This window comes from Aquimarina gracilis, assembly GCF_035285365.1.
Lineage (GTDB): Bacteria > Bacteroidota > Bacteroidia > Flavobacteriales > Flavobacteriaceae > Aquimarina > Aquimarina gracilis.
Genome location: NZ_JAYKLX010000002.1, coordinates 460,739 through 486,778, shown reverse-complemented (window position 1 = coordinate 486,778; position 26,040 = coordinate 460,739). Strand labels below are relative to the sequence as shown.

Here is a 26,040-nt window from a genome sequence, read left to right as displayed (position 1 = left end):
AATATGGCAAAAAATATTTTGACAGCCTGGCAGCGATTAATCAGATTATTGCAGCTAGATAAGAAGGATATTATGCAAACTTTTTATTACGCAATATTTGCAGGATTGGTTAATTTATCATTACCGCTTGGGATCCAGGCTATAATAAACCTGGTTCAAGGAGCGCAAATTAGTACTTCCTGGATAATTCTGGTCATTCTGGTAACTCTTGGGGTTGTGTTTGCAGGAATGTTACAACTAATGCAAATTCGGATTATAGAAAATGTGCAACAAAAGATTTTTACAAGAGCCTCTTTTGAATTTTCGTATCGTTTTCCAAAGATAAAAATGAGCGAATTGCGTAATTATTATCCGCCAGAACTTGCAAATCGATTTTTTGATACGCTTACCGCACAAAAAGGTTTGGCCAAAATATTGGTAGATTTCCCGGCAGCGTTATTACAAATTCTATTTGGTTTAATGTTACTATCATTTTACCATCCATTCTTTATTATTTATGGTATTTTACTACTTCTTTTGGTATATATAGTTTTCAAATACACTGCTGTAAAAGGATTAGAAACTAGTTTAAAAGAATCAAAAAGCAAATATAAGGTTGCGCACTGGATACAAGAGATTGCACGTTCTATAGTAAGCTTTAAACTTTCTGGAAAAACTAGTCTGGCTCTTACCAAAAATGACACCTTGGTTACCGAATATTTAACTGCTAGAGAGAGCCATTTCAAAGTACTGGTGCTTCAGTTTATACAGATGATTGGTTTTAAAGTACTGGTGACTGCAGGCCTTTTGTTAATTGGTGGTATTTTGGTGTTGAATCAAGAAATGAATATTGGTCAGTTTGTAGCCGCCGAAATTATTATTGTACTTGTCATTGGATCTGTAGAAAAATTAATTACGGGACTTGAATCATTTTACGATGTACTTACTTCTTTAGAAAAATTAGGACAAGTGGTTGATAAAGATTTAGAGCCGCAAGGCGGAGAGAAACCGTTTAAAGAAAATGAAGGTTTTACCGTAGAACTTGATCATGTATCCTATCAAACCCCAGAAAGTAACAGAAAGATTCTTGATGATATTTCTTTAACGATTACAGAAAATTGTACCATCCTTGTGCAAGGATCAAACGGATCAGGAAAGTCTACTTTGTTAAGACTTATAGCTGGACTTATAGAACCCAATACTGGTAGCGTTTATATCAATAATGTTGAACTTAGAGGTATAAATCTTAATTATTATAGATCGCATTTGGGACAGTCCTTAACCGAAGAATCTCCTTTTGAAGGTACTATTCTTGAAAATGTAACTTTTGGAGATACAGGAATTCCTTTCGAAGATGTGTATTGGGCTTTAGATAAGGTTGGACTTACTCAATTTGTCAAAGAGCAACCCAAAGGGTTAAATACCATTCTTCACCCAGAGGGTAAGCAAGTATCTTATACAGTTGCAAAGAAAATTGTGTTGGCTCGAAGCATTGTAAGAAAACCCAAACTCCTGATTCTAAAAGATCCTTTGGATCAATTTGATGATCAAGAAGTGAATCGAATTATGGATTTTCTTACTGAGCCTTCTAATCCATGGGCTTTGGTTGTGGTAAGTCAAAACTCAAAATGGATACAAAGATGTGGTAGAATTATTAATATAGAAAAAGGAAAAATAGTAAGTGAAAAATAGAATGTTATGTTGAATATTTCGCAGAATGCATTAAATAAAACAGTCGATCTTTCTGATTATAAGGCAACTAAAAAGGTTTTTCATAGAAGGCATTATAAGTACTTTAACCGGTTCTTAAAGATTTTTGCTGTAACGGTAGTGGTTATTTTGTTTCTTCCCTGGACACAAAATATATCGGGTAACGGGTACTTAACTACCTTAAAGCCCGATCAACGCCCCCAAACTATTCAGTCTCCAATCCCGGGAAGAATTGAAAAATGGTATGTTCAGGAAGGAGATTTTGTTAAGGAAGGAGATACTATCTTGTTTATATCTGAAGTGAAGAATGAGTATTTTGATCCAAATTTGGTCGCACGTACGGGGCAACAAATTAAAGCAAAATCAATGTCTGTTACTTCATATGAAGGGAAAGTGAAAGCTCTGAACAATCAAATCGCGGCATTGACCAGTGAGCGTGGCTTGAAATTGAAGCAGGCCCGAAATAAGTTATTACAATCTAGATTAAAGGTACAAAGCGATAGTATTGATTTTGAGGCTGCAAAAACCAATATCAGTATAGCCGAAAGACAATATAATCGTATCGTTCAATTAGAAAAAGAAGGGCTCAAAGCATTGACTGATGTAGAGGAAAAGCGCTTAAAGCTTCAAGAAACTCAAGCAAAGTTAATATCTCAGGAAAATAAATTACTGGCCAGTAAAAATGATGTTATTAATGCTCAAATAGAATTAAATAGAATTCAGGCTGAGTATACTGACAAAATCTCAAAATCGCAAAGTGATAAGTATACAGCTCAATCGAACCAGTTTGATGCAGAGGCACAGGTCACAAAACTGGAGAATGAATATACCAATTATGAAATGCGTAATGATATGTACTATATCAAAGCTCCGCAAAATGGGTTTATTAATAAAGCACTACGTTCTGGTGTTGGAGAAACCTTTAAGGAAGGGGATCAATTAGTAAGTATTATGCCTTCTGGATACGAGTTAGCTGTTGAGACTTATGTAGAACCTCTAGATGTTCCGCTCATTCATCTTGGTGAGAAAATACGAATTCAATTCGACGGTTGGCCAGCTATTGTATTTAGTGGATGGCCCAATGTATCCTATGGTACGTATGGGGGAGAAGTGGTGGCAATAGAAAGATTTATTAGCGACAATGGTAAATATAGAATACTTATTGCACCAGATCCTAATGATCATGAATGGCCAGAAATACAAGTTGGATCGGGGGCACGAACAATGGCTCTACTAGAAGATGTTCCTATTTGGTTCGAGCTTTGGAGACAACTTAATGGTTTCCCGCCAAACTACTATCAACCGGATACAAACAATATCGCCAAATCTGAAAAGAAATAACATGAAGAAATACATAATGTATTCCCTGTTTTTTTTGATAACACCTCTTTTTGCTCAGCAACAAGATACTCTTGTGCTTAATTTTAAAGAGTACTTAGGCTATGTGAAAAAATATCATCCTATTGCCAAACAAGCCGAACTTAATATTAGTGTAGGTCAGGCAAACTTAATGAAGGCAAGAGGTGGTTTTGACCCTAAAATGGAAGTAGACTACGATCGGAAAAAGTTTAAAGGATCAGAATATTACGATCTTTTAAATGCAACTTTCAAAATCCCTACCTGGTACGGTATAGAGTTTAAAGGAGGATTTGAGCAAAATGATGGAGTGTTTCTGAATCCTCAAGATACAGTTCCAGAAGATGGACTTTTCAATGCGGGAGTTTCTGTATCTGTAGCGAGAGGGTTGTTGATTAATGATCGTATGGCTACATTGCGTAAAGCAAAGTTTTTCAGAGAACAAACCAGAGCTGATCGGGATTTATTGGTCAATCAAATCTTATATGATGCTTCATTGGCATATTTTGATTGGTTAAGAGCCTACAGCGAAAAAGAAATATATAGTAATTTTTTAGAAAATGCCAGAGTTCGTTTTCTGGGCGTTAAGAAAAGCGCTTTGGCCGGTGATAGAGCAACCATCGATACTGTAGAAGCAGGAATTACGGTTCAAAACAGAGCGTTAAGTTTGGAGCAAGCCAAAGTGAAATTAATGAAGAAATCGCTTGAGTTATCTAATTTTCTTTGGTTGGAAGATAATGTCCCTATTGAGCTTAAATCAAATGTTATACCTGATAGTAATGTTGAAGAGGTTATCGATACGACATTAGAAATCATGGGACGACCGTTAGATAGTTTTACACTAGAAGATCATCCGAAATTGAGATCATTAAACTTTAAAATTGAAGGGCTAGAGGTAGATCGAAAACTGAAAGCTAATAAGTTGTTGCCTCAAATTGATTTGGAGTATAATTTTTTGACAGAAACTCCAGAAACTGCCAGTACATTTAATACAGCCGAATATAAGGCAGGAGTAACTTTTAGCTTTCCACTTTTTCTAAGAAAGGAAAGGGGAGACCTTAAATTGGCCAAGTACAAAGTACAAGATGCGCAGTTTGAGTTTGAAACGACACAATTACAGATAAGAAACAAAGTAATGGCAATTTATGTGGAGTTAGAATCCTTTATAGATCAAAACCAGCTTATCGAAGGTATTGTAATGGATTATCAAACTTTACTGACAGCTGAAGAACGTAAATTTAGTTTTGGAGAAAGTTCATTGTTTTTAATAAATTCTAGAGAACGAAGTTTGATTGATGCCAAATTGAAAGAGATCGAAGTACAAAACAAGTTTTTTACTGCAAAGGCAAACTTATTTAATAGTCTTGCGCTAAATCCTGAAAGCCTCTAATCATAGATTAGAAATATTTTGAAATTGATATTCTAAAAAAACTGTCTTCTCTGAAGTTAACTAGTATCAGTTCATTTTCATCAATATCATTAAATATTCGGGCTTCGGCTTCTACGGTCCATGTACTCCCAAAACGTCTTGAAGCTTCAAGACTAAATATAGTACTACTAGATTCAAGGTCGGCAATACCACCAATTAGGATAGAAGTATCCTGCGTATCATTAAAAGCAATTCGACTTCCGAAGAAAATGTCATTTTGTAAAGCAGTAAGAGCCAATTCATCTCTTTCGTCGTACAGGTATTCGCCTAAAACACCAATATCCAACCCATTTCCGTCAATGTTAGAAAACGTATATTCTACTCCTGCTACGGCTGCAAAAAAATCTTGAGCATCGGCATAACGGTAAATTGATTCTAGTTTCCAAAGGAATGCATGATGGGTGATTTGTAAATCAAGTCCCGTTTGATGAATAATAGGGTAAAATGCATTAATATTTCCCGAAGTATCAAAAACAAATAGCGGTTCTCTCCCTGTTCCATAAAAATGAGAGATACCAATATCAAGAATATCAAAGTAATGTTTCCATCTTACTGCAAAGTCCTGGCGCCATTCTTCGACGCTACTTTCATAAATCAAATCGTCTTTATCAATTACTACAGGAAAGCGCAATCTTCCTTTTTCTCCGGCAAAGGTGCGTCTACGATGATAGGGGAGGTAGAAAAAGTCAAAAGTTCCAAACTTTTCTGTGATCCATGTAAATTGGGCCATAGGTTGGCCTAGCTTTTCTTCACCATCAAAAGACTCTACAGCATCGGTTTGATTGATAATATCGACTAGGTGATTACTTTCGGCCACACCCCAGTATACTTTTTTTAATCCAAGGCTAAGCTCCCAGTTGTTTTTTGCTTTTTGGTAATATAGTTCTCTGATATCCCAATGCGTTCTTTCATCATCTACATCCAAACGAAAGAAGCCTTTAAAATTAATACTTTCATAGCCTTTATTCCATTCAATTTTATAATCGGGTCGTATAGCTAGAGAGGGAAAATGATCTTCCTGATCTTCAAAAAGAGCATCATCATAAAAATATCGAGATTCACCTTCAAGCTCCAACTCAAAATCATGTACAACCTTTTTTTTATTTTGGTTTTGAGCGTACAAGTTGATGGAGATAATCAAGAATAGGATAATAAAAAAACTGGATGTAATTTTCATGTAGATTTTTTTAAAATTTTGATGTGTAATACATCAATCAAGGAAGAATTGTTTAAGAAACACAAGGACCAAGTATTAACAAATTAACTAACCAATCAATCATAACTCAAAATATACTACTCGGACCTTGTGTATATGAATAACTACTTATTTGCCCGCTCTTTGAAGTGCTACTTGAGTAAAATCTTCGTCACCAAGATTTGCATCAAAATTATATTCGTCAAATTTTAAAAGTGTTTCTTTGTTACTTTGGTGGTTTACCATATTGAAGGTAAGTGCTCTCCAATGCTTTTCTTTGTAAAGTTTATAATCACTATAAGTTAGTGTTTTTAATAAAGCGTTCTTACGATCATAAAATTCGACTTTTTCCAGACGATATCCTTTGTCTTTGTTATAGGTCACAATGCGTCTGGTATATCCTGATTTTGGATCAACAGGATCTTGTTCTACAATGAGTAAGTCTCCTTTTTCTTCAAGAAACTTGTAATTGTATTTTTCTACTTCTTGAGAGGAAAGATCTTCATAAGCGAATTCGCTACCCACAAAAGGACCGGATTTGTTGTTTGAAGAAATTCTTTTTACCCTTTTAATCGAAGGTAAAAACAACCACTGATCGTCTGATCCAACTTTGTGAGTAAATGTAAGTGTTGAGGTTCCTTTTACATCTTTTGGGCTGTTAAACACGATAAGAGATTTATCGCCGTCTTCTGTTAATTCTAAAGTTCTGGTAACTAGTAATCGTTCACTAGTTTGACCATTTTTATTTTTCAAGGTCATTTTTAGATTTACGATAGAACTTACAAAACCTTCATCTGCTTTTTCTGCAGCTTTGGCAATCTGAAGCCCGCGTTCTTCGGGACTTTGAGCAATCATTATCGAAATTCCAAATAGTGCACTAATGGTAAAGATTAATTTTTTCATTTTAGGTGTATTTTATTATTTTAATTAAAAGTTAGATAACAGCAGGATCCGTGCGATTCGCCTCCAGCCAACCTGCCCGAATCCAGCTGTTGGTTATATGTTTTACTATTTATCTAATTGCATTTGCGGTTTTAATTCTTTTACAGATTCGATAGACTCGCTTTTTTTGCTTATTAATATTAGTAGCGACGGAAGAAGGATGAAATCAATCACCAATGCCGCTACAATTATTATTACGGTTATTCTAGCCATATAACTGTTTAGCGCAAAAGAAGAAGTTGATAATACAGCAAACCCTGCTAAAAGAACAATTGTTGTGGTAACCAAGGCTTTACCAACGGTTTCAAAAGCATAAATTACCGCACTTCTTGCATCGTACCCAAGTTCGCGTCGAGCCCTCAAGAATTTACTCATAAAATGAACAGTATCATCAACAATAATTCCTAAGGTCATTCCAAAAACGATTACCATACCCGTATTGATTTGGGCTTTATACATTGCCCAAAAACCAAAACCAACCAATACTGGGGTTACATTTGGGATGATACTGAGTAAACCAAGTTTAAAGTTTCGAAGGGCAAGCATTAAAACTAATGAGATTAGTAACAGTGCAATAATGTTTCCTTTAAACATACTATCGGCTTGTCTAAAACCTAATTTGGAAAACATAAGCGTTGGGCTTACACCAATGGCATGCATTTCTTGAGGGGTATTGCTCTGAAGCCATCGTTCGGCGCGTTTTGAAAAAGTGATCATCTCGGCACTTGAGATGTTTTCGATGGTTACCGTCACCCTTGTTTCAGATTTATCAACATTAATTTGATTATTCAAGTCTAATCCAAAAGGCAATGACAATTCGTAAAGAAGTAGATATTGCGCAGCTTCCTCGCGGTTATTGGGTACCCGATAATAACTCTCCTCATCTCCATGCATAGAGCGATTTACCCTTCGGGCGACTTCGCTAAAAGCATTTACATGTATAACTTCGGGTTGTTCATTTAACCAATCTTCAAATTCATTTAATTTTTTTAGGTATGTTGGATTATTGATTCCCCCGCTTTCTCCACTTCCTACGGAAAACTCAACATTATAAATTCCTGTCAAGTTTTCACTAATGTAATCGGTGTCACTTCTAAATTTTACAGTTTCATCAAAGTAATTGATGAATTCGTCATTAAACTGATTTTTGGTTGCCAAAAACGTAAGCCCACCAATAACCACCATAGAGATAATGGTTAATCTGGCCGGTTGTTTTGCAACAAAAAGCCCTAGATTAGTATACCAGCTTAGTTTTTTTTCCTTTTCTTCTTTTCTTGCCTTTACCCTAACAGGTAGGATTGCCATAAGGGCCGGTAGGGCAGTTGTAGAATACAAAAATGCCATAGTCATCCCGAAAGCAGTAATATTACCAAGATCCCAGAAAGGAGGAACATCTCCAAAATTCATTGTAAGGAATCCTATTACTGTGGTTAGACTTGTAATAAAAACAGGCATAAAGTTAAGTCGCATGGATTCTAATAGTGCGTCTTTTTTTGTATATCTATCTTTACGCATTTTTTGTAACATCGTAATTAAGATATGAATACTGTCTGCTACGGCAAGCGTTAATATCATAGTTGGGAATACCGAAGAAGGGGGAGTTAATTTTATTCCCATTATACCTACAAACCCTATTGCACTCATTATAGAAAACATGACTACTACAAAAGTTGCCAGAGTACTGAAGAAATTTCTAGTAAGTACCAATGTAGTAATGATTACAATAACCAACATGATCATGGTAAGCATCAAATCTCGCATTGCAGATTCAAAGAAAGCAGTATTTAAAGGAACCAAACCAGAAGAATGTACTGCAAAATCAGGATGCTTCTCTTGAAAGTCTGCTACGGTCTTTCTTATGAATGTAGTTACCTCTGGGATTTCCTTAGCACTGTCTTCACCGGGAAGTCGTACGGTAACGTTAATAGCAGTTACGCTTCCACTTTCATTTAACAAACGATTTACCAGTAAAGGTTCTTTTAAAGCTTTTTCTTTGATCAAAGCTATTTCTTGGTTGGTTTTAGAAGCAGATTCATACGAAAGGTCATCGACATAAAGATCATCTCCCTGGGCACTGGTATGTTGAAAATTTGTAACAGCATCAACACGAGATGAATATGGGGTGTTCCATGCCTCGGCGGTTAATTCTTCAATAGCAATAAGATTTTCTTTGGTGAAAATATCTCCATTTGATGGCGAGAGTACAATAATAACATTATCATCTTTGGTGTATTTCTCTTGTAGAGCATCAAATGCTTCCAGTTCGGGATTAGACTCGCTGAAGAAAACGTGATAGTCTCCATCAAACTCCATTGCGCCTTTTGACCCCATCCCTAGGGCAAGAATCAAAGTGCTTAGTAAAACAGGCCATTTAAATCGAATAACAAATTGTGCCCATCTTTTTGCAAATGCATTTGTTGCATTGCCGGCTTTTTTAAGTGCATTCATAGTTTAAAAGTTAGTTGACCAGTCGACTTGTAAAATTTATATAAGCCCACATAGTTCTGATTGTTGTGAATTTTATAAGTAAGACGTTTTGTATTTTAATATTTGGACTGGGAACAGTATAATTAGTTAGTTGACCAGTCGTCTATAAAATTGCTAAAAATTTTTACAGATGTAAAATTAGGGTTTGTTTCATAGGTTTTTGTTATTAGATTGTTAATAATTGACCAGTCGTCTATAATATTTTTAAAAAAAATTACCTCAGAAAGAGCAATTTGGTCATTTTCATTACATTATCAATTGGTTGTGCACTTTTCATTTCTTTCATGGTGGTCATGGCACCTTTTCCTGCATCTTCGATAAATTCTACCATATTGACTACATCTATATCAGAATCTATTTCACCCAGCCTTTGGGCTTCTTCCGCTACGTTTATAATTTCATTCTTCACTCGGTTGTGTAGTGTAAGTATAGCCTGGCGAATATTCTCGTTGTGTTCGGACATCTCATTGCTCAAATTACACCCCATGCATCCCATCTTGCATTCGAGTTCTTCCTTTAAGACCTCTATACGATATTCATAAAACCGAAGTAAACGTTTTTTTGGTGAGCGTACTGAAGGATCATGTAAAATTTTAAGCGCGTCACCAGTCTGCATCTCAAAGTATTTATGTAGCGCTTTAATGGCAAAGTCTTCTTTACTGTCAAAATAAAAATAGAAAGATCCTTTGGGTACATTGGCTGCTTTAACTATATCATTCACGCTTGTTCCATTGTAACCCTTTGACCAAATAATATGCAGCCCTTTCTCTAAGAGAGCATCTGCTTTGATTTCATGTTTCAGGGTTTTAGACATCTTTTTCCTACTTTTCTTAACACAAAAATATGACCACTCGTCTAGTAATTCAAAATTTTAAATGTTAAAATTTTCTAGCTTTTACAAGATGGATTTCCCAAAAATAGGTAATCCCCTTAATTTTTGACGTTTCAGGGTGGCCAATTGTAGAAAATTAGTAGATAAAAAGTATATTCTCTTTATTTTTAGTTCATGAATCATTTTACCACGCTACATGAGTATTGCAAAGGCATAAACATAGCACCACCCAAATGGGAACACTTTGATGTACGCACTTTTGAAGAGAATATGAAAACTGTATATCAACAAATGCTTCCTTTCAAGCATGAGTTTTATGCCATTGCAGTTAAGTTGGACGGAGAAGGTTTTGCCAAAACTGGCAATTACTCAACAGAAAATTTAAAAGCTACTATTTTTTTTAATTCGCCCTACCAAATTTTGCAATGGGATATTGCGCCAGATTGGGAAGGACTCTACATCATTTTTTCTGAAGATTTTTATCGTCGGGAAAATGAAAAAAAACAGATTAGCTTAGATTTCCCTTTTCTTTTGGTGGATAATACAGTCCCTATTGAAATTTCTGACTATGAAGCAGAGACTTTTATAAAAACCTTAGAAGAGATTTATAACGAGTATAATAATAGCAACGAGTTTTCTGAAGCAATTGTTTTTCATCATACACAAGTTTTACTAAATAAGGTAGCGAGACTTTTTAAAGAGAAGGTGCCCAAGAATCAACAAACGTTTGAGAGACGAGATAATGATTTGGCATTGGTGAGTAGGTTTAAAACATTGATTGAAACCAGTTTTTATCCCAATTTAGGATATGAACATGGAGAACCACACAAGGTACAGTTTTATGCAGATCAACTCAACATTCACCCAAATCATCTCAATGCTGTGGTAAAGCGTATTGCTTCACAATCTGCCTCAGAAATGATCCAAAAGCATATGGTTTCTCTTGCAAAATCCAAACTTCAGAATACCGATATTTCGGTTAAAGAAGTGGCATTCGAATTGTATTATAATTACCCTAATCACTTTGCTAATTTCTTCAAAAAACATACTGGGATGACGCCTAATCAATTCCGAAAAGGATAAAAAACCTTCTTTTTCTTCTTCTTTTTTCTTCTTCTTTGAAATCTGTACTTCTTGCTTTGAAATCTGTACTTCCTGCCTTGGATGGGTACTATAGATTTGTAGTGTAATTAATTCATAATACTAAAAAATAAAGCCATGAAAAAGATATTCACAACTACAGTAATCATACTAGTAAGTTTGTTAGTAAACGCAAAAAAGAAAAGTTTAATTCAAAAAAATAGCACTATGAAAAAAGTAACATTCAAAAGAGATAATTTACAATTAATTGGTCACCTTTTTACTCCAGCCGATTTTGACGAGAATAAAAAGTATCCAGCAGTACTTATTGGTGGTTCTCTAACCTCTGTAAAAGAACAAATGGCAAGTACCTATGCAAGTAAGCTTGCCCAACAGGGAATCATAGCGCTGGCATTTGATTATAGCCATTATGGCGAAAGTGAAGGATTACCAAGACAGTTTGAAGATCCTGCACAGAAACTAAAAGATTTGCAGGCTGCGGTAACCTTTTTAGAAGGTTTGGATTATGTTTCGGGAGTAGGTGCTTTAGGCGTATGTACTTCAGGAGGAAATATGGCTTATCTAGCCGAAGCTGATGACAGAATAAAAGCAATCATTACTGTTGCTGCTTGGTTACCCAATGAGGAAACATTGCCCTTGTTATATGGAAGTGAAGAAAATTTAAGAACACTACGAGCGTCTGGCAATCAGGCGAAAGAACAGTATGAAACACAGGGTAAAAATGAGATTATCCTTGCCTACAGCGATACCGATAAAACGGCCTCTCATTTTGGCCCGATGGAATACTATATGGATACAACTCGTGGTGGCGGAGTAGAGGAGTGGAGAAATGAATTTGCAACTATGAGTTGGGCCACCTGGTTAGATTTTAGTCCTATGGATAAAGCTAAAAATATCCAGTCCCCTGTTATGGTCATTCATTCCGACGAGAGTGCCTTACCAGATAATGCAAAGAAGTTCTATAATGATCTTGAAGGTGAAAAAGAATTAGTGTGGTTAGATGGATATCACTTTGATTTCTATGACCAAGAAAAACAAGTTCAAGAAGCATCTGAAAATGCTGTGCGATTCATCAAAGCCCATATAGATTAATTAACTAAAAGAAGATACTATGAAAGCCATATACATCATGCTGTTATCAATTTTTATGATAACAGCATGTAAAACAGAAAAGAAAGAAAATAATAATACCAAAGAAGATAGCAAGATGATAGCCAAGAATATAAATTCAACAGAAAAAGAACGTAAAGAAATTAACCAATTGATTCAAACTTTATTTAATGAAGTAGATAATCGCAATTGGGAAGAGGTGAAATCAACAATGGCAGATAGTGTATATACCGATTATACGGCTTTAGGAGGAGATGATGGGTTCAAATCACCCGATGAAATCCTTACCGGATGGAAAGCACTACTTCCTGGATTTGAAAAAACCATTCATCAAATACATAATGAAGCTATTTGGGTGGCCGGAAATAGAGCAAGTGCTACTTTGGATGCGATCGCGACGCATTACCTAGATGGAAAACAATGGACGGTTTTTGTTGGTTATGATACCGAATACATAAAAGAAAATGAAAGTTGGAAACTAGCTCGCATTGACTTAAGTCTGTATAATCAAGATGGAGACACAACACTTCCGGCGCAAGCCTTAAAAAATGTTGAAGAAGGTAAAACTTTCAATTTCAAAGAAAGTGTAGCCAAAGAAACTGTGGATCAGTTTTTTCAAGCCTTGGAAGCTAGAAATCTAGATGAAGTATTAGCGACTATGGATACAAATGTTAAACAAATTATGCCGCTCTCTCCAGGTAACTTTCCAAAATCATTAACAGGAATTGATGCTATGCGTAATCAATATACCGACGTAATGAGTTATACACAAAAATACGACCGAGAGTATTACCTCACTGCAGACCCTAATACCGTTTTAGTAAGGTATAATGGGATTGTTACCACAGGTGAGGGCAAACCATACAACAATTATTATGTAGGTATTTTTAAAACTAAAAATGAAAAAATCATTGAATTTACAGAATTCTTTAACCCAAACATCTTATTAAACAGCTGGCCCGGACTACAACCGGAAACCTTTTCAGTTCATAAATCTGGAGCCACAACAGATAGTGGTGTATCACGTGAAAAAGTGAGTTTTACAAGTAATGGAATCATATTAAAAGGACATTTATTCTTACCTCCGGGATTTGATACTTCTAAAAAATACCCTGCAGCAATTGTAACGGGAAGCTGGACGAGTGTAAAAGAACAAATGCCTGATGAATATGCCAGTTTGATGGCCAAAGATGGATTTATAACCTTAACTTTTGATTTTACAGGTTTTGGTGAAAGCGAAGGACAGCCTAGACAGGTAGAAGATTATAAATTGAAAATTGTGGATATCAAAGCTGCTACAGATTTTTTGATTAGTCATAAGAATGTAGATGTTAACGATATTTCTGGTTTGGGGGTTTGCGCAAGTTCGGGGTATATGGCACATGCTGTAGCGCAGGATGAAAGGTTAAGCAAACTCATTTTGGTGGCACCATGGTTACATAATCCAGAAATTGCAAAAAGTATTTATGATATGCGTCCAGGAGGAACCGATAGATTAATAAAAGCTGCCAAAGAGGCCAAGGTCAATTATGCCAAAACAGGAGAAATGGAATATGTATTGGCAGCAAGTGAATTGGACCCTTTGAGCGCCATGTTTGTTCCTGAAAATGTATTTGATTATTATTTAAATCCTTCCAAGGCAGCAGGAAAACTTTATGATAACCGATTTGCTATAAGTAGTTGGGAACCCTGGCTAACCTTTGATGGAATTTCTATTGGAGAAAAAATAAAACAACCCGTATTTATTGTGCATAGTGAAAGTGGGGCAGTACCTCAAGGAACAAAGCAATTTTATGAACTTTTATCGGGTAAAAAAGAGATCAAATGGTTAAATGAATACAATCAACAACAATTGTACTTTGAGAAAGAAGCAGTGAACGATGCGATGGCGGCAGTAATCGATTATTTAAAAAAATAAAAACAATGGAAAAATATTCGAAGTAAAAGAAGCAGTGGTAAAACTGCTTCTTTTGTTAATTCTTTTTCATTCTCAGTTCATGTTTAAATGATGAACTTCAATGTGCTTAAGGTAATATTTATACGGTTTTCAATTTATTAAATCTTAAAATCTTCTGGTTTAAAACCGTTGTTGAATTTTACATTCGTTGAGATTTCTGATAAAGAGGGCTCTGCGGGATATTCTCCTTTTTCATTAGGGATATAGGCATATCGATGTGTAGAAACTTGAATTCCATCAATTTCGGTATACTTCACTTTCATTAATAATACGGTTTCATTAATTCCCCAGGCAGGTAATGAAAAATAAAATTGATCAATAAGTTTAGTTTCGGGATTTACATATAAGATATAGGCATCATTAACTTCTTTTCCAGTTTTTTGTGGATCGTAAGAAACGGTTATTTTGTCATATGTTCTTCCATCTACTGTTTCCTGTCCTAGATATTCATAAGCGGTTCCTGGATCACCAATTTTAAAATTCATCATAAACCAATAATAGTTTACTTGTCTCAGAAAATCAGCAGTACCTAAAATCTTTTTATTGGTTATTTCTTTGCCATCCATGCTAACTTTTATCTTTTTATTTGCAAAGGATTGTATTACAGATTGATCCCCTTGGGGTAATACATTGACTTGATGCGTTGTATACTTACCCCAGGAATACTCTCCGTCAAAAATGTAACGTTCAAGAGATACATCTTTTTTACCATCTGCTTGTTCATAGGTATAGGTGTATTCGACATCCTTAAGGTTCCAGAGATTATTCCAACCTCCAGAAGCTTCGGCAATAGCCTTGATGATGGTTTCAGGCTTATTTACATCATAAATAATTTCTTTTTCCTTTGTTTCCTCATGTGATGTAACTTCTTGGTTTGTAGTTTCTTCAGAAGTGTCATTTTGTTTTTTCTGGTTACAGCTTAGAAGCAATAATGAAATAGCAAGTAGTCCTACCTTAAAAATTTGTGTGATTTTCATAATGTTTGGTTTTATGAAGTTATATGTCATTTCGACTTTTTTCTACTGGATTAAGAGTTTCTTTTTTCAGAAGTTTAGTTTCTGGTTGCAACCAATGACCAAATATCCTTTTCAAAAATGGCATTACTAGAAGTGTCATTAAAGGTACTAAAATCAAGGTTAACAATAAAGTTCTTAACGGAAGTATAATTTGGCTCAGGTTTTCTCCAAGTAACCATAGAATTAATGTGATTAAAGGATAGATTCCTAGCCAGGTTAATGCTATAATCTTCAGTGTAGTTTTCATTTTCTTATAATTTTAATATGCTATTATGGCAAATCCTACAATCATTATAGTTACCGAGATTACCATATATACTATTGTAGTGATGATTAATTTTTTCATGACAATTATTTTTAAAAATTATCTGGGTGAACATATAAGTCGTTAACCATTAGGTTTTCTTTCAAATGCTCAAGAGAAGAGGTGCCTGGAATAGGAATTACATTTTCTTCGAAACCAAGTAACCAGCTAAGTGAGAGTTGATTAATAGACAACCCTTCTGTCGATTGAGATACAATTTCGTGGTTCCAATTGTTTACGGCAATAGGAGTATGAGCAACAAAGGCAATATTTTCTTTGGCGGTAAGTTTTACTACGTCTTCATATCTTCTGTCTTGAAAATTGAAGGCATTTTGTACCGCATCAATTTTTGCCACGGTTTGTGCCCTTTTCACCTGTTCAACAGTTACATTAGAAATTCCTATTTGCTTGATCATTCCTTGCTTTTGCATATCTGCCAAGGCGCCTACAGATTCTTCAATAGGAATAGTAGGGTCTACTCTATGTAGAAAATATAAATCGATAGTTTCTCGATTAAGTCTTCGTAGACTTCCTTCTACAGCAGTTCTTAGATAGTATGGATGACCATTAGCCATTACAGCCCCAGGTTTGTATTTTACCGCCCCACCTTTGGTAGCAATGACTACTTCATTTTTAAAAGGTTCTATAGCTTCTTTTACTAAGAGCTCTGAAGTATAAGGTCCATAAGCATCAGCCGTATCAATAAAGTTGACACCATTTTCGATAGCAGTTCTTATAACCTTAATGGCATCGGATTTGTTTGGAGTGTCACCCCAAATTCCAGGTCCGGTTGTAGCTCTCATGGTTCCGAAACCTAATCTGTTGATTTCTTGATTTCCTAATTTGTATGTTTTTTGCGTTTTCATGATTGTATGTTTTAAATGAATTACCAATTATTTATAGTACAAAGGTATGGCGGCACGTAGGTCGATTTTTGGTAGTTTTTACTGTAGTAATGGTAGTTTTTAAAAAATATCGGAGTATTGACGGTTACCGTTTATTGGATCTTTGGAATTCTTTGGGAGTTGACCCTTCAGCACCTTTAAAAAACTTTGTAAAGTAGGAAGTGTCGTTGAATTTTAAGAAGTAAGCAACTTGAGAAACAGACATCTCTGTAGAAAGTAACAAAGACTTAGCTTCAAGAACCGTACGTTTTTTAATTAACTGTCCAGCTGTTTCACCAGTATACTTTTTTAAGGTATTGCTTAGATGATTAGGATGTATATGTAAAATTTGGGCAAAATCATTCACTGAAAATATATATTCAGCTTTATTGGTAGCTACGTCATAAAAATGTTTCTCTAAAGCACTATTGAAATCAATAACCAATTGCGTCCCTGGTTTTACTTCACTCTCTTCATACAATTCACGATGTAATTTTCGAGATTCATTTAAAATTATATGAAGTTGATGCCAGCAATTTTCTAATGCTGAGACTTCGAAATAATGATATAGTTGTGTAATCAGTTGTGTGAATTTTTGGAGTAATTTTCCTTCTAACTGAAATTTTTGATTTCCTTTTAGACTATAAAAAGGATAGTCATTAAAATGATTTGGAAGTTTGGTATTGGTAGTAAATTCATCGGTGAAAATACATACAAAACCCTTCCAGTTATTCTCATTTCGTTTATAGTATCGTAGGTGTTGAGGTCCAAGAAAGTAAAGTGAACCGGGGCCCATATGATAGTCGTGAAGTCCTATTTTGTAATCTGCCTCTCCGTCAAGCAAAAGTATTACTACATAAGTATTGCTTCTAAAGATAGTAGTCTCGTTAACCTGAGTCTCAGGGGCATCTTCAAAACGATGAATCTGAAAATGAGGATGTTTGGGAGTAACAGTTTTAAGACCTCTAAGTAAGGTTGCAATATCTTTAAATACTACTATTTCTCGACGCATAGCTTAAAAATATAGATTTTAAGCAAGATGATTCGTTATAAGAATTGTAAATTATACATAGTTTTTAAAAATAAAGGATCATGTTGTCACATATCACTTGATTAGGCATCTAATTCAAAAAGCGAATTATGGAAAATCCATTTCTGAAAGAATACAAAGGTGACATCACAGATATTCAATTGGTAAATGAAGCCAAATCTGGTAATAAAAAATCTTTGGAGAAACTAATCCTGAAACATCAACCTTATATCTATAATGTTGCATGGAAGATGGTTCGTAACCCAACGGATGCAGAAGATCTTACCCAAGAGGTAAATATCAAAGTAATTACCAAACTAGCACAATTTGAAGGTAAAAGCTCTTTTAGAACATGGTTATATAGAATTGTAGCTAATCATTTCTTAATGAGTAAGCGTAGACCCTTTGAAAAAGTGTTGGATAGCTTTGATACCATAGCAAAGGCATTAGACGATGTTCCGGACACCCCTCTCACCGAATTAGAGCAACAAGAAAAGAAAGAAGTGATTCGAGAGATGAATTATATGTGTATGAGCGGGATGTTACTTTGTTTAACTAGGGAGCAACGATTAACTTTCATTCTAGGAGAAATGTTTAATGCCGATCATGTTATAGGTTCTGAAATTCTGGGGATTTCAAAAGATAGTTTCAGAAAAAGATTATCTAGAGCACGTAAAGACATATTTAACTTCATGAATGAGAAATGCGGTTTGGTGAATAAAAATAATCCGTGTAGATGCCATAAAAAAGTTACTTATGCTATCAAAGGGAAAGCCATTGACAGCAAAAACTTGCTATATAACCGTTCTGAATACCAAAATTTTAGAACTTTTATTCGTCCCAAGGCAGATAAGATGTTAGATTATGTTGAAGAAAAATATCATGAGTTATACCAAAAACTTCCTTTTAAAAAAGACTTTGATAAAAAATCTATTCTCGAAGATATCGTAAACGATGACCATATAAAACACCTTATGAATCTTAATTGACAAATGGACTCCAAAATTAAAACCCGAACAATCTGTTCGGGTTTTTTTATGCAAAGTGGTCACACAAATTCTTTTTTAGAATCTAAGATAAAAACGAAAAATATAAAACCATGAAAATTCAGAAAACAATAAAGATCAATGCTTCTGCAGAGAAAGTTTGGGAGGTGTTGTGGGGTGACTATGGTCAGGTTTGCAAATGGGCAAGTACCGTAAATAGTTCTGACTATAGAGAAGTACAAGGAAGTAATAATGGAGGAAGAGCATGTATGTCTACCTGGGGTGAAATCCATGAAATCGTAGAAAATCTCGACATAGAAAATAAGACTTATACCTATTATGCAGATGGGTTGCCGGCTATAATGAAAAGTGCAAAAAATACCTGGAAAGTTCTTCAGAAAGGAGTAAATACTTCGGAAGTATCAATCGATTTGGATATTGAGTTTGCTACGATTCCCAAGATATTTATGGGTTGGATGATAGTTCCAAAGATGAAAAAGGATGTTAACCAAACATTGGCAGACCTCAAATATTTCATTGAAACCGGAAAATTGACAGAAGCCAAAATTAAATCAGACCAAAAATACTTTAAAAAGAAAGGTCAAAAAGCCGCATAGAACTTTAAACTTTATAAAAATGAAAATAACAATGACAACATTCGTTGCAGGACTTCTATTGTCCATATGTAGCACGACTATGCTTGCACAAAGTATGTCAAAAAGGTACAGAACGTTGAAAGTAGAAACCCAAATCAATGCACCAGCAAATAAGGTTTGGCGAGCCATGGTATTGGATTATGGGGAAATAGCCAATTTCTCTCCTTACATCTACGCTTCAGATTATATAAGTGGTTCGCTGAAAGGTGAAAAAGGAGCAGAACGAAAATGTAGCTTCAATAGAAAAGGATCAAGATGGACACATGAGCGCATCGTTGAAATTGATAATCAAAATATGGTGATGCGTAATATTGTAATTGATGCCCAAAAGTTTCCGTTAGATATGGATAATTCACAAGCATATTATCGAGTAAAGGATAATGGTGATGGTACATCAACAGCTTCTTATGAGTTTCAGTTCAGAACCAAACCAGCCTTTATGGGAGCTATTGCCAAAGGAAGCTTCAGAAAAACTTTGGCCGGCACCTTGGTTGGTTTAAAGCATTATATTGAAACAGGTGAAAAAGTAAATGCGACCAATGACAAGTATAAAGAGATAAAAGAGAAGTATCCTAAACCTACGTTGGTGAAGACAAAATAGAAGTACAACCTTAAAATTAAAATTATCGCTCACAAACTTTGTGAGCTTTTTTATGTTTTCGTTCGTTTTTAAGAAAAATTGATAATATATATAGGAGATTTTTAAAGACTAGTCATTTTTTGGCTTTAAACTTTTAAACGAAAGGAATTTACTTAAACGTTTGAGAAAAACATAAAACGATTCTGTCTAAAACTAATTAAACATTTGCTTATCAAGTGTTTATGTAGATTTTAGAGTTAAGGTTAAGTTTTAGGAAACTACTATTTTCATATCTGTTCTTTTTACACTAAAACCGTAATTTTTTTGACTGAGGTTTGAGAAAAACTAATTTAGAACCACCAATTTTTCGCAAAACAACAAACAAACTATTAATAATTTTAAAACAGTCAAGTATGGAAAATAACTTACTTAAGATTCTTTTAATAGGAGTCTTTTTGATGGTAAGTAACACTTATTCACAAAGTGTTTCGGGGGTGGTTACTGGTGACAATGGAATCCCGGTTCCAGGGGTGAATGTAATTGTCAAAGGAACAAATAATGGGGCATCAACAGATTTTGATGGTCAGTATATAATAAGTGATGTGCCAGAAAATGGAACATTAGTATTTAGTTATTTAGGTTTTCAAACGCAAGAAATTCAAGTTGCAGGACGAAAAACCATAAATGTATCATTACAACCAGATACTCAATCACTAGACGAAGTGGTAATATTGGGATATGGTCAAGTTCAAAACAAAAAGACCATTACAACAGCGGTTTCTACGATATCTTCAAATCAAATAGAAGAATTACCTATTCAAAGGGCAGAGGCGGCCTTACAAGGTACAGCACCTGGTGTTGTAGTTGCTCAAACTTCGGGATCGCCTGGATCACCATTAACTGTTAGAATACGAGGGGTAGGATCGCCTAATAGTTCTCAACCACTTTACATTGTAGATGGTTTACAGGTTCCCAACTTAGAATACCTTAACCCAAATGATATAGGTAAAATATCAATTTTGAAGGATGCGGCTTCTGCAGCTATTTACGGTTCTAGAGGTGGTAATGGGGTTGTTTTGGTAGAAACTGTTAAAGGTAAAAGAGGGCGTTCCAAACCAGATATCACTATTAAAGGTTTCTATGGCTTTCAAAGTTTAGGAAATAAACCTGACCTTATGAATAAAGATCAATATATCGATTATTATAATGCAGGAGTTGCTGCTGCGGGTGCAAATCTAGCCGAAGGTTTTAGAGGGACTTTCTCAGATGAAGAACGCGCATTATTACCCGATACCGATTGGTATGATGTGTTGTTTAATGATGCACCAATACAGGATGTTTATGTTTCTTTAAAGGATGGTACAGAGCAAATTGCATACTCGGTATCTGGTGGTTTTTTTGATCAGGAAGGTATTGTTGGAGGGGAAGGCAAATCAGAATTTAATAGAAGAAACATAAGAGGAAGCTTAAATGCCGATATTACAAAAAACCTTAGCGTAGACCTTACAGCAGATTATCAAAGTGTACAGCGTTATTTTTTAAGTGAAAATAATGGAGGTCCAGGTAATGCATTAATGAACTTTATCACGGCACTTCCTCCAATTTACCCAGTTTTTGCCGAAGATGGAGAAATTTTTAATCCCGGAAGACAAAATCCAAATCCCACATTTCAGGGTGTGCCTCTTAATGTGTTAGGAGCGGTTACAAATCCAATTTGGAGTATTGCTATTCAAAACAATGAAGCAGTACAGGATATATCGGTTTTGGGTGGAGCATTAAATTGGGAGCCCATAGAAAATTTAAACCTAAGAGCTACATATTCTTCTTTTAACTTATCAGCTCTTAATAGAGGGTTTGTACCTACTTTGTCAATTCCTTCTCAAATATTTAATAGTGGGCCTTTTGGAAATTATTCTGAATTCACGACCGATTTTATAAGAAGACAATGGGGAGGAACGGCAGAATATCTTTTTGGTAACTTGATTGAAAAAGGTCATAATCTCAAAGTTTTGGCTGGTTATGAAGTGGTAGAAAACGAATTAATTGCGGGAGATACAGTTACAGATGCCGGAGAATTCTTAACCAATAATTTTGATGATGTAAACTTTTCATTATCCACAGATATTACAGATGCCTTGGTTACTCCAGGTTTTGTACAAGAAGTGGGATTGGTTTCTTACTTTGGAAAAGTAGATTACAACCTTAATGAAAAATACTTACTTAGTGCTACTATTAGAAATGACAGATCTTCTAATTTCGGTGAGAATAATCGATCGGGATGGTTCCCTTCAGCATCTGCAGGGTGGGTAATTTCTGAAGAGAATTTTCTTCAAAACTCAAATGTCATTAGCTTACTAAAATTAAGAGCCAGCTGGGGGATTAGTGGTAATGACGCCTCTCCAAGAGCCTTGGCATTTCAATCTTCAGTAAATACTGGAGCTGGATACGGAGGGGAACAAGGAGTAGTGCTTACGGGACTTGCAAATCCTGATCTTAAATGGGAAGAGCTAGAACAGATTAATGTTGGTTTAGATCTTAACGCTTTTGGAAACTCCTTGGGATTGACTGTAGAGTATTACGACAAAGAGACTTCAGATATTTTATTGGCGGCCAATACTCCTTTAACTTCTGGTTTAAATCCATCAGTAGTAAATGTTGGAAGTGTTAAAAACTCAGGATTTGAAGTATTGTTATCATATCGAGATACCTATAAAAATGGATTTTCATGGAATGCTTCGGTTAATGTTGGTTTTAATGAAAATGAAGTAACAGATCTAGGTGCAGATGGTCAAGCTATAGGTGGTGGGTTTACAGCACCGTTATTTGCAGATAACATCACCTTAACTGCAGTTGGAGAGCCTATTTCAAGTTTTTATGGTTTTCAGGTTGAAGGAATTGATGCAGCAGGGAACTTGTTGTTTGCCGATCTTGATAATAGTGGCAATGATAAAACTACTCCAAATGCCGAAGATAAAACTTTCATAGGTGACCCGTTCCCGGATTATACATATGGGATCAGTTTTGGCGCTAGTTATAAAGGATTCGATTTTTCAACTTTCTTATTTGGGACACAAGGTAATGATATTTTTGACGCTACCATTCGTTATGACGCGATTGGGTCTAATCGTCCTGTTGCTTATACAGAAGTAGGAGCACCTAGAAATTTGGCGGCTACGAGCTTAACAAATGGCGAAAATTTGGTTTCAGATTTTCATGTGAAAGATGGTTCATTTCTCAAGGTAAAAAATGTTTCTCTTGGATATAGTCTTCCTGAGAGCGCAATAAGTGCAATAGGAGCCGAAAAAGTTAGAATCTACATATCGGGTCAAAACTTATTAACCTTTACAGATTATGATGGTGTTGATCCAGAGATAGGAGAGAACTTCATTAATAGTTCTTTGGATATTGGAATTGACAGGGGATTTTATCCACAACCAAGACAGTTTTTACTAGGTTTTGAATTTAACTTTTAAAAAGCAATGAACATGAAAACGTTTAACAAAAAAATCAATATAAAAGCAGTTATAATTGCTACTGCTTGCGTCATAATATTTGGATCTTGTAATACAGATGATATTTTAGAAAAAACACCCGTAACTGAGATTACTTCCGAAAATGCATTTAATACAGAAGAGGATGTTTTGGCATCACTCACTGCGGTATACGACCCATTGCAATGGCAATTTGTAAATGGAGCACATACATTTCCTCAAATGTTTCAGAGTATACGATCTGATGATGAACACTCTCAACAAGCAGCATTTTGGGCTATAGGAGCCAATTTTGATCAATTTAATACAATTTTGCCTAATAATGCAAGTGTAGCAGGAGTGTGGAGTAAATGGTATCAAGGGATTTCTCGAGCGAACTTCACTATAGAATTAGCTAATGAGTTTCAGAATTTTGAAACAGCTGGATTAAAGGAAAGAATAATTGGCGAAGCCAAGTTTTTAAGAGGGCTTTATTATTTTGAGTTGGTAAGACTTTTTGGTGGAGTGCCAATTTTTACTGAAGCTATTACCAGTACCGAAGATCAATTATTCAAGCCAAGAGCATCAGTAGTACAAGTATATGATCAAATCGAAGAAGATCTCAAGGAGGCTATTCAATTACTCCCAAGAAAAGGAGAAACAGATCCATGGAGAGCCACTTCTGGTGCAGCATTAGGAATTTTGGCAAAAGCTCACTTGTACCAAAAAGAATATCCAGAGGTAGTTAAATATACCGAAGCAATAATGACACAAGGCATCTATAGTCTAGAAGAAAACTTCGGTGATAATTTTAAATTAAATAATGAGTTTGGAAAAGAATCACTATTCGAAATTAATTATGTAGATGGCCTAGTGGGTGGAGGTTTCGAAACCCCAACACCAATACAAGAGGGTTCTGGCTCTTGGAAATTCATGTTTATGTTTATTGATAGTTATGAATCTTTTGGAAATATGCTTCCCCGCAGATCTCTGGTAGAGTTTTTTGATGATAGCGACACCAGAAAAGAAGCAACTTTTATATTGCCAGGATCTAGAACATTCTCTCCTGGATTGGCCGAAAGAGGATGGGATCCCGCGCCAGCAAGTTTTCCTTTTGCTATTGGAAACGATGCTATGAGCAGAAAATACTTTCTCACCTTTGAAGAAGTCCAAGGATTATTATCACCATTTCAATCTCCTTTAAATGAAAAAATACTCCGATATGCCGATGTTCTTTTAATGCATGCTGAAGCTTCGCTTTTAGGTGGTGGCGGTGATGGAATGTCTTCTTTTCAACAAGTGGTAGATAGAGCATATGGGGCAGGAAATCCTGCTGCGCCCGCGTATGATTTACAAGGCATAAAAGACGAAAGAAGAAGAGAATTAGCTACTGAAGGCTGGAACAGATTTACCGATTTGGTAAGATGGGGAGATGTAAAAGAAGCCGTAGAAGCGGTCGGAAAATCATTTACAGTAAATAGGGATGAATTACTACCCATTCCTTCAGTAGAGATCGCTTTGTATCCTCCTGGAATGTTGAAACAAAATCTCGGTTACTAACCAAATTTAAACGAATTAAAATGAAAAATATAGTTCAATTAAAGTCATTAATTAAATACGGAATCTTTGCATTAGTGTTCGTACTAGCTACCTCTTGTGAGGATGATGATCCCGAATTCAATTTCGCAGTCCTTCCATCCTATCAAGATGGCATTCAAAACCTTGATGAGACCGGTGTGGATTGCGGTGGTGGTAGCGGAGTCGCTTGTCCTACTTGCTCAGACGGAATCCAAAATGGAAATGAGACAGGTATAGATTGCGGTGGTTCGGATTGTAGCGAGTGTCCTGAGGCAACACCACGATTTGATGCACTACAAGGTTTAGGATTGCCATATTTTCACTCATTTGAGTTAGCAGAATCGGCAGTAAACCTGGTATTACCAGCAGAAAATAGTGTCACACTTGATTTTGGAATCGCAGATCCGGCAGGATCAGATGAAATTGTGGGGAGATACACCCGCCCCGAAGGAAATGTAGCAGATGGTTTCTCAGATTTTAAATTCGAGGCATTCGATGCTCCAATTGATTTTTCAGAATATAACAAGTTTACACTAGATGTGTTTATGCCTTCAAGCAATGCTTACGATGATAACCTTGTGCCATTGGTAGAGATTATTCTTTTGGATAATACAAACCCTGCTTTTTGGGAAACATGGACGGTACTCAATGCAACAGTAGATCCAGCTGATTTTGATTCTTGGTTTACTATAGGTGTGAACGGAGGAGATGCACTGGCTGCTGCAACAATTTATAATACAATTGCCATTAGAATAGGTGGGTCTAATCACCAAAATGGGGCAATTTTTTATGTTCGTAATTTTTTACCTACAACAAGTTTGGTATTACCTGGGACTCCTAGAGCTGATGCGTTGGCAACATCTGGATTGCCTCGATATTTTACATTTGAAGCCGGAGACGCATCTTCTGGAACAAATTTAGAACCAAGAACAACAAATGCCGATGGAAGCCCTTATGGACAAGGAGTAGATATTTCATACGGTGTTGCAGATCCTGCAGGTAGTAATGCTGGTGTGGCTAGAGTGTATAGGCCAGATGATGGGAGGTTTGGCGGTTTTGAAGATTTTAAGTTTCAACCACAGACCGAAACCATAGACTTTTCAGAATATCATAAATTCAAGGTAGACGTCTTTATCCCCTCAGGACAAGATTTCTCTGGAGCTTTAACGCCTACTGTGGAGCTGATTTTACATGATGACAATCCTGAATTCTTCAATCGTTGGACGGTAATATCGCAAACGGTAACCGAATTTGATACGTGGGTTACTCTTGAGTTTGATGGGGCTGATGCTGCGGCCGCGGGATCAGGAACATTATTGCCCGATAATACAAGTTATACGGTATTTACTCTAAGATTTGGAGGTAGCGGACATACTACCGCGGGAGAGTTTTATGTGAAAGATTTTGTACCTTTTAAGTAAAGAATAATTCAATATAA

Annotated in this window: 20 protein-coding genes; 12 read left to right on the top strand and 8 right to left on the bottom strand. The window is 35.7% G+C overall.

Annotated elements, in window-relative coordinates:
* Positions 1-3 precede the first annotated feature (3 nt).
* Genes U6A24_RS05055 through U6A24_RS05045 form a run of 3 tightly spaced genes read left to right on the top strand, consistent with a single transcriptional unit; the run spans position 4 to position 4,435 of the window.
* On the top strand, positions 4-1,671 hold the full coding sequence (locus tag U6A24_RS05055; protein WP_324178853.1) for a peptidase domain-containing ABC transporter: 1,668 nt from the start codon (positions 4-6) through the stop codon (positions 1,669-1,671).
* Between the two features lie 6 nt (positions 1,672-1,677).
* Positions 1,678-3,030, top strand: coding sequence for an HlyD family secretion protein (locus U6A24_RS05050; protein WP_324178852.1), 1,353 nt, complete (start codon positions 1,678-1,680; stop codon positions 3,028-3,030).
* A gap of 1 nt (position 3,031) precedes the next feature.
* Positions 3,032-4,435: a TolC family protein gene (locus U6A24_RS05045; RefSeq protein WP_324178851.1), complete on the top strand. Its 1,404-nt coding sequence runs from the start codon at positions 3,032-3,034 to the stop codon at positions 4,433-4,435.
* A 7-nt stretch (positions 4,436-4,442) separates the two neighbouring features.
* Here U6A24_RS05045 and U6A24_RS05040 read toward each other — a convergent pair whose 3' ends face one another.
* From U6A24_RS05040 to U6A24_RS05025, 4 genes are all read right to left on the bottom strand, one after another.
* Positions 4,443-5,651: a hypothetical protein gene (locus tag U6A24_RS05040; RefSeq protein ID WP_324178850.1), complete on the bottom strand. Its 1,209-nt coding sequence runs from the start codon at positions 5,649-5,651 to the stop codon at positions 4,443-4,445.
* Between the two features lie 147 nt (positions 5,652-5,798).
* Positions 5,799-6,572, bottom strand: coding sequence for an outer membrane lipoprotein-sorting protein (locus U6A24_RS05035; protein ID WP_324178849.1), 774 nt, complete (start codon positions 6,570-6,572; stop codon positions 5,799-5,801).
* 105 nt (positions 6,573-6,677) lie between these two features.
* Positions 6,678-9,059, bottom strand: a complete 2,382-nt coding sequence (locus U6A24_RS05030; protein WP_324178848.1) for an efflux RND transporter permease subunit — start codon at positions 9,057-9,059, stop codon at positions 6,678-6,680.
* A 253-nt stretch (positions 9,060-9,312) separates the two neighbouring features.
* Entirely contained in the window at positions 9,313-9,912 is a 600-nt protein-coding gene (locus U6A24_RS05025) for a TetR/AcrR family transcriptional regulator (RefSeq protein WP_324178847.1), read from the bottom strand.
* A gap of 192 nt (positions 9,913-10,104) precedes the next feature.
* Here U6A24_RS05025 and U6A24_RS05020 point away from each other — a divergent pair, with 192 nt between their 5' ends.
* The 3 genes from U6A24_RS05020 to U6A24_RS05010 all read left to right on the top strand — a co-directional run bounded on the left by U6A24_RS05020 (position 10,105) and on the right by U6A24_RS05010 (position 14,059).
* Positions 10,105-11,013, top strand: coding sequence for a helix-turn-helix domain-containing protein (locus tag U6A24_RS05020; RefSeq protein WP_324178846.1), 909 nt, complete (start codon positions 10,105-10,107; stop codon positions 11,011-11,013).
* A 135-nt stretch (positions 11,014-11,148) separates the two neighbouring features.
* Entirely contained in the window at positions 11,149-12,123 is a 975-nt protein-coding gene (locus U6A24_RS05015) for an alpha/beta hydrolase (protein WP_324178845.1), read from the top strand.
* 19 nt (positions 12,124-12,142) lie between these two features.
* The gene (locus U6A24_RS05010; RefSeq protein ID WP_324178844.1) at positions 12,143-14,059 is read left to right on the top strand and encodes a nuclear transport factor 2 family protein; all 1,917 of its coding nucleotides are present in this window, start codon (positions 12,143-12,145) and stop codon (positions 14,057-14,059) included.
* 137 nt (positions 14,060-14,196) lie between these two features.
* Here U6A24_RS05010 and U6A24_RS05005 read toward each other — a convergent pair whose 3' ends face one another.
* From U6A24_RS05005 to U6A24_RS04990, 4 genes are all read right to left on the bottom strand, one after another.
* Positions 14,197-15,075 (bottom strand): DUF6503 family protein, encoded by an 879-nt coding sequence (locus U6A24_RS05005; RefSeq protein ID WP_324178843.1) that lies wholly within the window; start codon positions 15,073-15,075, stop codon positions 14,197-14,199.
* A gap of 19 nt (positions 15,076-15,094) precedes the next feature.
* Positions 15,095-15,361: a hypothetical protein gene (locus tag U6A24_RS05000; protein WP_324178842.1), complete on the bottom strand. Its 267-nt coding sequence runs from the start codon at positions 15,359-15,361 to the stop codon at positions 15,095-15,097.
* 110 nt (positions 15,362-15,471) lie between these two features.
* The gene (locus U6A24_RS04995) at positions 15,472-16,284 is read right to left on the bottom strand and encodes an aldo/keto reductase (protein WP_324178841.1); all 813 of its coding nucleotides are present in this window, start codon (positions 16,282-16,284) and stop codon (positions 15,472-15,474) included.
* A 124-nt stretch (positions 16,285-16,408) separates the two neighbouring features.
* The gene (locus U6A24_RS04990; protein WP_324178840.1) at positions 16,409-17,314 is read right to left on the bottom strand and encodes a helix-turn-helix transcriptional regulator; all 906 of its coding nucleotides are present in this window, start codon (positions 17,312-17,314) and stop codon (positions 16,409-16,411) included.
* A gap of 128 nt (positions 17,315-17,442) precedes the next feature.
* Here U6A24_RS04990 and U6A24_RS04985 point away from each other — a divergent pair, with 128 nt between their 5' ends.
* From U6A24_RS04985 to U6A24_RS04960, 6 genes are all read left to right on the top strand, one after another.
* On the top strand, positions 17,443-18,321 hold the full coding sequence (locus tag U6A24_RS04985; protein ID WP_324178839.1) for an RNA polymerase sigma factor: 879 nt from the start codon (positions 17,443-17,445) through the stop codon (positions 18,319-18,321).
* A 110-nt stretch (positions 18,322-18,431) separates the two neighbouring features.
* Positions 18,432-18,935, top strand: a complete 504-nt coding sequence (locus U6A24_RS04980; RefSeq protein WP_324178838.1) for an SRPBCC family protein — start codon at positions 18,432-18,434, stop codon at positions 18,933-18,935.
* Between the two features lie 19 nt (positions 18,936-18,954).
* Complete coding sequence (locus tag U6A24_RS04975; RefSeq protein ID WP_324178837.1) at positions 18,955-19,575, top strand: SRPBCC family protein; 621 nt, start codon at positions 18,955-18,957, stop codon at positions 19,573-19,575.
* 392 nt (positions 19,576-19,967) lie between these two features.
* A complete protein-coding gene (locus tag U6A24_RS04970) occupies positions 19,968-23,027 on the top strand; it encodes a SusC/RagA family TonB-linked outer membrane protein (protein WP_324178836.1) in 3,060 nt (1,019 codons plus the stop codon).
* A 12-nt stretch (positions 23,028-23,039) separates the two neighbouring features.
* Positions 23,040-24,584, top strand: coding sequence for a RagB/SusD family nutrient uptake outer membrane protein (locus tag U6A24_RS04965; protein ID WP_324178835.1), 1,545 nt, complete (start codon positions 23,040-23,042; stop codon positions 24,582-24,584).
* A 20-nt stretch (positions 24,585-24,604) separates the two neighbouring features.
* Complete coding sequence (locus U6A24_RS04960) at positions 24,605-26,023, top strand: hypothetical protein (RefSeq protein ID WP_324178834.1); 1,419 nt, start codon at positions 24,605-24,607, stop codon at positions 26,021-26,023.
* Positions 26,024-26,040 lie beyond the last annotated feature (17 nt).